Origin of the sequence: Streptomyces sp. NPDC005266 (assembly GCF_040607655.1) — a bacterium.
GTDB lineage: Bacteria > Actinomycetota > Actinomycetes > Streptomycetales > Streptomycetaceae > Streptomyces.
Genome location: NZ_JBEXHC010000006.1, coordinates 18,142 through 29,121 on the forward strand (window position 1 = coordinate 18,142; position 10,980 = coordinate 29,121).

Consider the following 10,980-nt stretch of genomic DNA (forward strand, 5'->3'; position numbering starts at 1 on the left):
CCGGATGCGCGTCGCGTGGATCCGGCCCCTTCGGCGCTGGTCACCGGCCCGCGACGACGAGATCGGCGCGCTCGCGCCCCGGGGCGACCAGCCGGGCGTTGGCCTCGTCGGATGCCAGGACAAAGCGCTCGGCCTCGGCGCGCGGCTTGCCGAACCGCTCATGGCGGTCGATCAGCCTGCGCACCCGCTCCTCGCTGTCCAGCTCCACCCACCAGGTCTCGTCCAGCAGCTCACGGACCGGACGCCAGGGCGCGTCGTCGAGCAGCAGATAGTTCCCCTCGGTGATCACCAGCGGGATCTCCGGCGGCACCGGGACGGAGCCAGCGACCGGCTGCTCGAGGTCACGGTCGAACGCGGGCGCGTACACCGTCTCCCCGGGGCGCGGCGCCCGCAGCCGCCGCAGCAGCGCGGTGTAGCCGTACGGGTCGAACGTCTCCGGCGCGCCCTTGCGGCCGATGAGGCCGAGCCTGCGCAGTTCCCCATCGGCGAGATGGAAGCCGTCCATCGGGACGAGGACCGCCCGGCCGGGGCCGAGCGCGGCGACCAGGTCCTCGGCCAGGGTGGTCTTGCCGGACCCGGGCGCTCCGGCGATGCCGAGCAACCGGCGACGGCCACTGCCGCCGGCGTCGGCGGCCAGGCGCTGTGCGCGCTCGAGGAGGTGTGGGGGAGTCATGGCGTGCCATTGTCGCGAATGAGCCCGCGGGGGCGCCGGGCCGGGTAAGGTCGCTGCGCGTATCCGGCATGCGCACGCCACCACACGTACGCCCGGGGGAATCCCGCAAGAAATCTGCGCGAGGCGCACATCCTTTGGCCCGTCTCACGCGTCTCATGATCAAGCGGCACTCTCATGTGTCCGCACGGCAGGGGCATTTGGAGTATACATTTTGAAAACCGGCATCAAGGGTCTACGTCGCGTGTCCGCGGTTGTCGTCACCGCGGGAGCCGTCCTGACGGCCGGGGCGTTCACCGCCTCGGCGCAGGCCGCCACCACGCTCGCAACGCCCACGATCACCGCCAAGGGCGGGTTCGTGATGAATAACGGCACGGGGGCCAAGCTCTACGGCAAGGCCGAGGACGGCAAGCTTTCCACCGGCTCCACCACCAAGATCATGACGGCGCGGGTGGTGCTGGCACAGCCGAACCTCAACCTGGACTCAAAGGTCACGGTCCAGAAGGCGTACAGCGACTACATCGTCGACAACAACTGGGCCTCCTCGGCCCGGCTGATCGTCGGCGACAAGGTCACCGTCCGTCAGCTGCTCTACGGCATGATGCTTCCGTCCGGATGCGACGCGGCATACGCGCTGGCCGACAAGTTCGGCACCGGGTCCACGCGGGACGCGCGGGTGAAGTCGTTCATCGGCAAGATGAACACCACCGCGAAGAACCTCGGGATGACGAAAACCCACTTCGACTCGTTCGACGGCATCGGGCACGGCGCGAACTACTCGACGCCGAAGGACCTGACGAAGCTCGCCAGCAGCGCGATGAAGTACTCCACGTTCCGCACGGTCGTGAAGACGAAGTCGACCACGCAGAAGGTCACCACCAAGAGCGGTGGCTACCGCGACATGTCGTGGACCAACACCAACCCGCTGCTGGGTACCTACTCGGGCGCCATCGGCGTCAAGACCGGCTCGGGTCCGGAGGCCAAGTACTGCCTGGTCTTCGCCGCCACCCGGAGCGGCAAGACCGTCATCGGCACGGTCCTCGCCTCCTCCTCGGTGGACAACCGCACGGCGGACGCGAAGAAGCTGCTGGACTACGGCTTCAAGAAGTAGCCGTCTCCGTGCCCTGACGGCAAGGGGCCTGTCCGCGACCATCCAGGTCGCGGGCAGGCCCCTTCGTCATGGGCAGGCCCGGCTCAGCGCACCGCGTTCCAGGAGTGCGCCACGTCCACCACGACGTCCCCGCCCGACTGGAACACCCGGAACGGCAGCCGGGCGCGCACACCCAGACCGACCTGGGCGTCGCCCTCGAAGCTGGCGCCGAACCGCGTGTCCCTGAAGGTCTTGTAGCCCGTGATGTCCACACCCGGCAGCGGCTTGCGCGCCCGCCCCGGGTACGACTCCCCGCCGGTCTCCGGGTCATAGCTGGGCGCGGCCACCCGTATCTCCAGAATGGCCCCGCCGCCGACCGGAATCGCCTCGCCCGAGCCGTCCTGGTACAGGGTGTCCACGTAGCTCACGCGGTAGCCGACGCGATCGGCGGCCGTTCCGCCCTTGACGTCGAAGACCATGCGGTCGAAGCACGCGTGCTGACCGGTCCTGATGTTCTCCAGCGGCTTGTGCCCCGCCGCCTGGGCCGTCTTCTCGCCGCTGCCCCAGCCCGTCTCGCAGGCCGCGGCCGCCTTCGCCGGCGACGCCGTCACGGCCCCGGCCGTCCCGGCCGTCACTGCCAGCCCGCCGGCCGCCATCACCATCGCCGCGAGCGCGGTCCCCCACCGTCGCATAGCCAACCCCCATGTCGTCGATAACAGCTGATGCATGGGGTTTGACGGGCAGCGGCGGCAAGAGGTTGTCCTGTCCCGGAATCTGTCGCAAAAGGTGCGTACCCGATGCGGTCCCGTTACCGGCACCCGGCCTGCCTTCCGAGCCGGCGGACGGCCGCGTCCAGCGCGCGGCCCCGGCTGGTGCCGATGTCCCCCGGCTCGACGAGGAACTCCTCCGGCGGGAGTGGCCCGTCGTACGCGCGCCCGGTGCGGTCCGACTCGGGGAGCACCGGGCCGCGCCGTCGGAGAGGCGGTGCACGGTGTACCGGTGCGGCGAGCCTGAGCCCGAGCCCGAGCCCGAGCCGGGGCCGGAGCGGGAGCGGGGGCCGGAGCGGGAGCCGGAGCCCGGGACGGAGCCGGAGCCCGGGACGGAGCCGGTGCCCGAGCCGGAGCCGGAGCCGGAGCCGGAGCGTGAGCCGGAGCGGGAGCCGGACGCGCGGCGGTCCCTATCGCGAGAGACCGGGGCCGCCGAGGGACCGTGCCGAAGGCGAGCTGGACGGCGTGCGCTGCCGAGCTTGTCGATGACCGAGCCGTGTCCCTTTGTCCGTCGATGTGGACAACCTGTACGGTCCGCCGGGCTCCACCTGTGGGTAACTCCGGAGGCCCCCCTTCCGTCTGGGACAATGGGCGGTGCCATGACCGCAAGGAAGGAAGTGCCGACCGTGGCTCAGAGCACCGAGACCGACTGGGTCTCCCGATTCGCCGACGAGGTCATTGCCGAGGCGGAGCGCCGCGCCCCCGGCAAACCGATCGTCTGCGCCTCGGGCCTCAGCCCGTCCGGCCCGATCCACCTCGGCAATCTGCGCGAGGTCATGACGCCGCACCTGGTCGCCGACGAGATCCGGCGCCGCGGATACGAGTGCGTCCACATCCTGTCCTGGGACGACTACGACCGGTATCGGAAGGTTCCGGCCGGGATCGACCCGTCCTGGTCCGAGCACATCGGCAAGCCGCTGACCTCGGTTCCCGCCCCGCCCGGGTCCCCGTACCCCAGCTGGGCCGAGCACTTCAAGGCGCCGATGATCGAGGCGCTGCGCGAGCTGGGGATCGAGTTCCACGGCATCAGCCAGACCGAGAAGTACACCTCGGGGGCGTACCGCGAGCAGATCCTGCACGCGATGCGCCACCGCCAGGAGATCGACGCGGTGCTGGACCGGTACCGGACCAAGGACAAGCCGGGCGCGAAGAAGCCCGCCCAGAAGCAGCAGAAGCCGGTCGACGAGGCCGAGCTGGAGGCCGTCGAGGGCTCGGGCGCCGCCGACGAGGACGACGGCAGCGCGGGCACCGCGGGCTACTACCCGTACAAGCCGTACTGCTCGGTCTGCGAGCGAGATCTGACCACGGTCACCTCGTACGACGACGAGACCACCGAGCTCAGCTACAGCTGCGCGTGCGGCCACAGCGAGACCGTCCTGCTCAGCGAGCACAACCGCGGCAAGCTGGTCTGGAAGGTCGACTGGCCGATGCGCTGGGCGTACGAGGGCGTGGTCTTCGAGCCGTCGGGCGTCGACCACTCCTCGCCCGGCTCCTCGTACGTGGTCGGCGGGCAGATCGTGCGCGAGGTCTTCGGCGGCGATCAGCCCATCGGCCCGATGTACGCCTTCGTCGGCATCAGCGGCATGGCCAAGATGTCCTCCTCGAAGGGCGGCGTGCCCACCCCGGCCGACGCCCTGGAGATCATGGAGGCCCCGCTGCTGCGCTGGCTGTACGCCCGGCGTCGGCCGAACCAGTCCTTCAAGATCGCCTTCGATCAGGAGATCCAGCGGACCTACGACGAGTGGGACGCGCTGAAGCGCAAGATCAGCGATGGCACGGCCCAGCCCGCGGACGCCGCCGCGTACCGCCGCGCGACCCGCACCGCCGCCGGTGAGCTGCCGCGCACCCCGCGCCCGCTGCCGTACCGCACGCTGGCCTCGGTGGTGGACATCACCACCGGGCACGACGAGCAGACCCTGCGCATCCTCAGCGATCTCGACCCGGACAACCCCGTGACGTCCCTGGACGAGACGCGGCCGCGGCTCGACAAGGCGGAGCGCTGGATCACCACCCAGGTCCCGGCCGACCAGCGCACCCGGGTGCGCGACGAGCCGGACAAGGAGCGGCTGGCGTCGCTCGACGAGACCGAGCGCGAGTCGATGCGGCTGCTGCTGGACGGGCTGGACGACCACTGGTCGCTCGACGGGCTGACCACGCTGGTCTACGGGGTGCCCAAGATCCAGGCGGGGATGGCGGCGGACGCCAAGCCGACGCCCGAGCTGAAGGTCGCGCAGCGGTCGTTCTTCGCCCTGCTCTACACCCTGCTGGTGGGGCGGGACACCGGCCCCCGGCTGCCCACGCTGCTGCTGGCGGTGGGGCAGGACCGGGTGCGTAAGCTGCTGGCGGTCTGACCTCCGCTCCTGGGCGCCGGGCGGCGGGCCTGATGGCCCGGCCCGGCGCCCTCGGCTTTCGCCGCCTTACGGGATGCCGCCCTACGGGATGCTCTCCGCTTCCCTCTCCAGGCGGGCGCGCTCCTTGAACTCCTCGATGTACGCGGCCAGCTCGGCATTGCTGAGGTCGGTCACGCCGTACGCCTCGCGCAGCCGCTGCCCGAACTGGTACGCCGAGGGATACCGGCTGTGGTCGGCGAGGAACTGGCGGAAGGTGGCGTAGAACACGTCTTCGCGCGGGATGTCGTCCGGCATCTGGTTCACCCGCGCCCCGGCCGCCTCCGCGTACTCGGCGGCGTACGGCTCCGGCTCGCGCTGCTCCGGTACGTACATGCTCTGGGTGGTCGTCCCCACGCCCTGCTTGCCGAGCTGACGCACCCGGCCACCGGGCCCCACCGGGACGGGGATGGTCACCTCTTGCCGCACGGGCTGCTGCGGCTGCTCCTGCGGCCCGGGGTGGGCGGCGGCCGGATCGAAGGCGGCGGCCGGATCGAAGGCGGCGGCCGGATCGAAGATCGCGGGGGCCCGTCCGTCGTGCTCCTGCCCGGCGGGCTGCGGACCCTCGGGGACGGGCAGCCCCTGAGGCTGCTGCCGCGCCTGCTGCCGGTCCCCGGCGGGAGCGGTGGCGTCTGCCCCGGCGGGGCCTCCGGGCGTCCCGTACGGGGCCTCCTGCGGCCCCTCGTACGCCGCGCCCTCCTGCGGCCCCTCGTACGCCGCGCCCGCTGCCATTCCGCTCGCGGTCCCGGCCGCCGCCCCGTTCGCGGCCTCGTCCCTCCTGCCCGCCGGAAGAGCGGCGGGCGACACCGCGATCGGCTCCAGCCCCGCCGCGGCCAGCCCCGCCGGCGCGGTCTCGGCCAGCGGCACCCCGAAGCGCGCCAGCCGCAGCGGCATCAGCGCCTCGACGGGCGCCTTGCGGCGCCAGGCGCGCCCGTAGCGGGCCCGCAGCCGGGCGCGGTAGACCAGCCGGTCCTGCTCCAGCCTGATGACCTCGTCGTAACTGCGCAGCTCCCACAGCTTCATCCGGCGCCACAGCCGGAAGGTCGGCAGGGGCGCGAGCAGCCAGCGGGCGATGCGGACCGACTCCATGTGGCGGTCGGCGGTGATGTCGGCGATCCGGCCGACCGCGTGCCGGGCGGCCTCGACGGAGACGACGAAGAGGATCGGGATCACGGCGTGCATGCCGACGCCGAGCGGATCCGGCCAGGCGGCCGCTCCGTTGAAGGCGATGGTGGCGGCGGTCAGCAGCCAGGCGGTCTGGCGCAGCAGCGGGAAGGGGATACGGATCCACGTGAGCAGCAGATCCAGGGCGAGCAGCACCACGATCCCGGCGTCGATGCCGATGGGAAAGACGTTGGCGAAGGCGCCGAAGCCCTTGTCACGGGCGAGGTCGCGCACGGCCGTGTAGGAGCCGGCGAAACCGATCGCGGCGATCACCACCGCTCCGGCGACGACCACACCGATCAATATGCGGTGCGTACGTGTCAGCTGCATCGCGGCCACCCGCGATCCCTCCCCGTCCTCGGCAATGGGCGCGCACAGCGTCGCATACACGTCAAGCGCCGTGGACGGGAAGGGGGGCGTGGCGGGCGATTACGCGGTGCCCTGGGCGCCCTTCGCGACGGATTCGACGACCTCCTTGGCCGCGGCCTTGGCGTCCTTGAGCAGCTCGGCGGGGTCGGGGGTCTTCGCGGTCTCGTAGCCGGCGCCGTCGTACTCGACGGTCACCACGACATTGGCGGTGCGGGCCACGACCGTCTGGTTCCGGAAGTCGTCGCCGTCCTTCTTCTCCTTGGTGGTGACGGTGGTCGCCTCGTCACCGATGCCCCCGGCCTTCTCGGTCTTCGGGTCCTTCACCTTGCCGCTCGTGGCGGCCTTGGCCGCCTGCTGGGTGGCGTACTCCCCGGCGCGCTTGTCGCCGGAGCCGAGCCCCGCGTCGGAGTCGAAGAGCTTGAGGGAGACGGACAGCGACCGGTACTTGAATCCGTCGAGGCCGTTCCACAGGCAGCTGGCCGAGGAATTGGTGTCGGCGGAGGGCAGGGCCTTGCCCTTCTTGTTCTGCGCCTTGGGCACAAGCTCGCCGACCGTCTTCCCGGAGAGGGAGGAGCAGACATCGGGGAGTTTGCTGAACTTTGCGGCCGCGACGGTCGGGGAAGGGCTGTGCGAGGCCGGTCTCGATGAACTCTCCGACTCCTTCTTCTCCTTGTCGGAGCCGGAGGAGCAGCCGGCGACGAGCACTACCGGTACGGTCGCGCAGGCGAGTATTCGGGCGAGTCGCGGGGCTGTACGGTGCATGGGTCCTTCGCTCATTCTCTGTCGATGGGCGGACGGGCCGCCCGCGTCATTAGTCGGCACGGTACGCGGCCGACGCGCGGGCGTCCCAATCTTCGAGGTCCTCGCGGGATGTCCCAGCGGAATCCAGGAGTCCGCCGTCGGCGCGCTATTCGTTGAGCCGGCCGGTCAGCTCCTGTGCCAAGTCCTGCGCGTTTTCCTGCAGTTCTTCACTGTCGGGAATGTGCTTCTTGTTGGTCGTCCACTGGTCGTACTGAATGGTGGCAATCACATTCGAGGAGCGGAACACCACAGTGATGTCGCGGTGGATACCGGAGTCCTTGGTGATCAGCTGGTCATTGAGGAAGGCGTCGTCGGCGAGGTCGCCCAAGCGGCGCGGGGCGGTGAGGTCCGACGCGCTGTCGCTTTCGTCACTCCCGGCGCTCTCGTCGTCGCCAGGGCCGTCGGAGGCCGAGCCGGAGGCGGAGCCGGAGCCCGGGGTCTCGTCGCCACCCGGCGCCTTGCCGGCCGTGTCGCTGCTGGCGCCGCCCTTGCCGGCCGTGTCGCCGCCCTTGCCGCTCTCGCTGGAATCGGGGCTCGGGGAGTCGCTCCCGCCGCTCGCGCCCTCCTCCGGCGAGCCGGAGGAGGGGGCCGAGGGGGTGCTCGGAGCGTCCGGGATATGCGCGGCGACGGCCTTCTTCTCGTAGGTCTCCTGCGCCCGGTCCTCATCGCTGACCGTGGGGTCGTACGAGACCACGCGCTCGAAGTCGACCGTCAGATAGCGGGTCCCGCCCGCCGTGGCCAGTTTCCAGCGGCACCCGTCGCGCCGGTCTATGTCGTACGTCACGGCGGCCGTGCCCTCGTACGCCTTGTCGCTCTCCTCGCCGCCGGGCAGCAGGGTGCGGAGGGTTTTCTCGCCGACGGCGCCGCATGCCTCGGGCAGCGTGCGGTAGCGGCCGGGCTCGGCAGCTACCGCCGTCCCGGAGTCGTCGGAGGTGCCGCTGCCCTTGTCGGGCTTCGAGTCGGAGCCGGTGCATCCGCTGAGCCCGGCGGCGGCGAGCACGGTGATGAGCACGGCGACGGCCGGGGTGGCGCGCCGTCCGTACGCCCTTCGCTGCGCTTGCTGCACTGTCCGTGTCCCTTCGAGCGGGGGAAAACTGCTTGCCGCCCGTGGGCGGTGGCTGGACACAATGTCTACCGCACGCACTGATGTGCCTGCCGGTCGCCCGCCACCTATGGGGCATAGGCCCGGCTTTTGCGTTTTCTGTTCATTGCGGGGGAATGAGTAAATCATGTCGTACGTCGAGGTGTCCGGGGCGAAGGTGCCGATCCGCATGTGGACCGACCCCGCGACGGTCGAGGACGGCGCCATGCAGCAGCTGCGGAACGTCGCCACCCTGCCGTGGATCAAGGGCCTCGCCGTGATGCCGGATGTGCACTACGGAAAGGGCGCCACGGTCGGCTCGGTGATCGCGATGCAGGGCGCGGTATGCCCGGCGGCGGTCGGGGTCGACATCGGCTGCGGAATGTCGGCGGTCAAGACGTCGCTCACGGCGAACGATCTGCCGGGAGATCTCTCGCGGCTGCGATCCAAGATCGAGCAGGCGATTCCGGTCGGGCGCGGCATGCATGACCACGCCGTGGACCCCGGGCGAATGCACGCCTTTCCGACGGCGGGGTGGGACGACTTCTGGGCGCGGTTCGGGGGAGTCGCCGAAGCGGTCCGGTTCCGTCAGGAGCGGGCGGTGAAGCAGATGGGTTCGCTCGGGTCGGGCAACCACTTCATCGAGTTCTGTCTCGATGACACCGGCGCGGTCTGGCTCATGCTCCACTCCGGCTCCCGCAACATCGGCAAGGAGCTGGCCGAGTACCACATCGGCGAGGCCCGGAAGCTGCCGCACAACCAGGACCTGATCGACCGCGACCTGGCCGTCTTCATCGCGGACACCCCGCAGATGGCGGCGTACCGGCACGATCTCTTCTGGGCGCAGGAGTACGCCAAGTACAACCGCGCGATCATGATGGCGCTCTTCCAGGACGTCGTGCGCAAGGAGTTCAAGAAGGCGCGGCCGGTCTTCGAGCCCGTGATCTCCTGCCACCACAACTATGTCGCCGAGGAGCGCTACGAGGGCCTGGACCTCCTGGTCACCCGCAAGGGCGCGATCCGCGCGGGGAGCGGGGACTACGGCATCATCCCCGGTTCGATGGGCACCGGCTCGTACATCGTGCGGGGCCTGGGCAACGAGGCGTCGTTCAACTCGGCCTCCCACGGCGCGGGCAGGAGGATGAGCCGCAACGCGGCGAAGAGACGCTTCTCGGCCCGGGACCTGGAGGAGCAGACGCGGGGCGTGGAGTGCCGTAAGGACGCGGGTGTCGTGGATGAGATCCCGGGCGCGTACAAGCCGATCGAGCAGGTCATCGACCAGCAGCGGGACCTCGTCGAGGTGGTGGCGAGGCTCAAGCAGGTGGTGTGCGTCAAGGGCTGACGCCCGGCCCCGGACGGGGGTCGGGGCCGGGGACGTCAGCGCTCACCGGGCTCGGGGCCCGGGCCTGCGGGCCCGGGCCCCGAGATGTCCCCATCGGTGTCACTTCTCGCGGTGCACCTTGTGCTGGGCCGCCTGGGCACGGGGGCGGATGACCATCATGTCGACGTTCACATGGGAGGGGCGGGTGACCGCCCACTCGACGGCGTCGGCGACATCGTCCGCGGTCAGGGGCTCGGCCACGCCCTCGTACACGGCCGCGGCCTTGGACTCGTCGCCGCGGTAGCGGTTCACCGCGAACTCGTCCGTCTTCACCATGCCCGGGGCGATCTCGATGACCCGCACCGGATCGCCGCACAGCTCCAGCCGGAGCGTGGCGGCGATGGCGTGCGCACCGTGCTTGGCGGCCACATAACCGCCGCCGCCCTCATAGGCGATATGGCCGGCCGTGGACGACATCACGACGACCGTGCCGTCGCCGGAGGCGGTGAGGGCGGGCAGCAGCGCCTGGGTCACCTGGAGCACGCCCATGACATTGACCTCGTACATCGCCCGCCAGTCGGCCGGATCGGCCGTCGCGACGGTCTCGGCGCCGATCGCGCCGCCCGCGTTGTTGACGAGGACATCGCAGCGGTCGAGGCCGGCGGCGAAGTCGTCGACGGCGGTCCGGTCGGTGATGTCCAGGACGTACGCCTCGGCTTCCTGACCGGCCTCGGTGAGCTCCGCCGCGAGCGCCTCGACGCGGTCCTTACGGCGGGCGGTGAGCATGACCCGGAATCCGGCGGCGGCGAGCCGACGGGCGGTGGCGGCCCCGATCCCGCTGCTCGCGCCGGTGATGACTGCCGTACGGGTGGTCATCGGCCCTCCTTTGACGACGTGGTGATCGTGATCCATACGCAGGATATGACGGCCCTATAGGCCGCCAATCGGGGGACTGGAGATGGCAAACCGCTACGGGCTCATGACCCCGGGGAAGGGAGCACTGCGTCCGGCACGCCGCCGGTGAAGGAGCATCCCCATGCCCAAGGAGTGAATTCAGGTCATGACGCAGCAGAACAGATTCGTGCAGCGGTCCCGTCGGTCCTTCCGTCGCTGGGGCGTCGCCTCCGCAGGTGCCATCGCGGCGGCGGCGCTGGTGACCGGTACCCCGGGCACCGCGTGGGCCGCGAGCAGCACGCCGAGCCCCCAGGCGTCGAGCACCGAGTGCCACCAGGACCATGAGGATGCCCGTCAGCACGACGAGAACGGGCACGACGACCACGGCCAGCACGACAAGGGCCGCCACGACCAGAAGAGCCGCCACGACGACGAG

Annotated in this window: 10 protein-coding genes and 1 pseudogene; 4 read left to right on the top strand and 7 right to left on the bottom strand. The window is 70.7% G+C overall.

Annotated elements, in window-relative coordinates; all coding sequences use genetic code 11:
* Positions 1-40: 40 nt before the first annotated feature.
* Entirely contained in the window at positions 41-673 is a 633-nt protein-coding gene (locus ABZU99_RS13590; protein ID WP_355939923.1) for a nucleoside/nucleotide kinase family protein, read from the bottom strand.
* A gap of 211 nt (positions 674-884) precedes the next feature.
* Between ABZU99_RS13590 and ABZU99_RS13595 the strand changes: the two genes are divergently transcribed.
* The gene (locus ABZU99_RS13595) at positions 885-1,781 is read left to right on the top strand and encodes a serine hydrolase (RefSeq protein ID WP_355939926.1); all 897 of its coding nucleotides are present in this window, start codon (positions 885-887) and stop codon (positions 1,779-1,781) included.
* An 83-nt stretch (positions 1,782-1,864) separates the two neighbouring features.
* Here the strand turns inward: ABZU99_RS13595 and ABZU99_RS13600 are convergent, their stop codons facing one another.
* Positions 1,865-2,452 carry a hypothetical protein gene (locus tag ABZU99_RS13600; RefSeq protein ID WP_355939928.1) on the bottom strand — a complete coding sequence of 196 codons (588 nt, stop codon included), beginning with the start codon at positions 2,450-2,452 and terminating at the stop codon, positions 1,865-1,867.
* Positions 2,453-2,568: 116 nt separating this feature from the next.
* Entirely contained in the window at positions 2,569-2,721 is a 153-nt protein-coding gene (locus ABZU99_RS13605) for a hypothetical protein (protein ID WP_355939931.1), read from the bottom strand.
* A gap of 405 nt (positions 2,722-3,126) precedes the next feature.
* On the opposite strand from ABZU99_RS13605, the gene lysS reads away from it, so the two are divergent.
* Positions 3,127-4,878: a lysine--tRNA ligase gene (gene lysS / locus ABZU99_RS13610; RefSeq protein ID WP_355939933.1), complete on the top strand. Its 1,752-nt coding sequence runs from the start codon at positions 3,127-3,129 to the stop codon at positions 4,876-4,878.
* Between the two features lie 81 nt (positions 4,879-4,959).
* Here the strand turns inward: lysS and ABZU99_RS13615 are convergent, their stop codons facing one another.
* The 3 genes from ABZU99_RS13615 to ABZU99_RS13625 all read right to left on the bottom strand — a co-directional run bounded on the left by ABZU99_RS13615 (position 4,960) and on the right by ABZU99_RS13625 (position 8,314).
* Positions 4,960-6,408 carry a DUF2637 domain-containing protein gene (locus ABZU99_RS13615; protein WP_355939936.1) on the bottom strand — a complete coding sequence of 483 codons (1,449 nt, stop codon included), beginning with the start codon at positions 6,406-6,408 and terminating at the stop codon, positions 4,960-4,962.
* 99 nt (positions 6,409-6,507) lie between these two features.
* Positions 6,508-7,209: a hypothetical protein gene (locus tag ABZU99_RS13620; protein WP_355939938.1), complete on the bottom strand. Its 702-nt coding sequence runs from the start codon at positions 7,207-7,209 to the stop codon at positions 6,508-6,510.
* A 145-nt stretch (positions 7,210-7,354) separates the two neighbouring features.
* Entirely contained in the window at positions 7,355-8,314 is a 960-nt protein-coding gene (locus tag ABZU99_RS13625) for a DUF3558 domain-containing protein (RefSeq protein ID WP_355939941.1), read from the bottom strand.
* A gap of 163 nt (positions 8,315-8,477) precedes the next feature.
* On the opposite strand from ABZU99_RS13625, the gene ABZU99_RS13630 reads away from it, so the two are divergent.
* Positions 8,478-9,671, top strand: coding sequence for an RtcB family protein (locus tag ABZU99_RS13630; protein WP_355939944.1), 1,194 nt, complete (start codon positions 8,478-8,480; stop codon positions 9,669-9,671).
* Between the two features lie 99 nt (positions 9,672-9,770).
* Here the strand turns inward: ABZU99_RS13630 and ABZU99_RS13635 are convergent, their stop codons facing one another.
* Positions 9,771-10,526, bottom strand: coding sequence for an SDR family oxidoreductase (locus ABZU99_RS13635; RefSeq protein WP_355939947.1), 756 nt, complete (start codon positions 10,524-10,526; stop codon positions 9,771-9,773).
* A gap of 184 nt (positions 10,527-10,710) precedes the next feature.
* On the opposite strand from ABZU99_RS13635, the pseudogene ABZU99_RS13640 reads away from it, so the two are divergent.
* Positions 10,711-10,980 (top strand): annotated as a pseudogene (locus tag ABZU99_RS13640) (hypothetical protein); the annotation flags it as partial.

Coding starts and splice junctions, on each gene's coding strand:
- ABZU99_RS13635 (WP_355939947.1), bottom strand. CDS start 10,526: ATGACCACCCGTACGGCAGTCATCACCGGCGCGAGCAGCGGGATCGGG.
- ABZU99_RS13630 (WP_355939944.1), top strand. CDS start 8,478: ATGTCGTACGTCGAGGTGTCCGGGGCGAAGGTGCCGATCCGCATGTGG.
- ABZU99_RS13600 (WP_355939928.1), bottom strand. CDS start 2,452: ATGCGACGGTGGGGGACCGCGCTCGCGGCGATGGTGATGGCGGCCGGC.
- ABZU99_RS13615 (WP_355939936.1), bottom strand. CDS start 6,408: ATGCAGCTGACACGTACGCACCGCATATTGATCGGTGTGGTCGTCGCC.
- lysS (WP_355939933.1), top strand. CDS start 3,127: ATGACCGCAAGGAAGGAAGTGCCGACCGTGGCTCAGAGCACCGAGACC.
- ABZU99_RS13620 (WP_355939938.1), bottom strand. CDS start 7,209: ATGCACCGTACAGCCCCGCGACTCGCCCGAATACTCGCCTGCGCGACC.
- ABZU99_RS13590 (WP_355939923.1), bottom strand. CDS start 673: ATGACTCCCCCACACCTCCTCGAGCGCGCACAGCGCCTGGCCGCCGAC.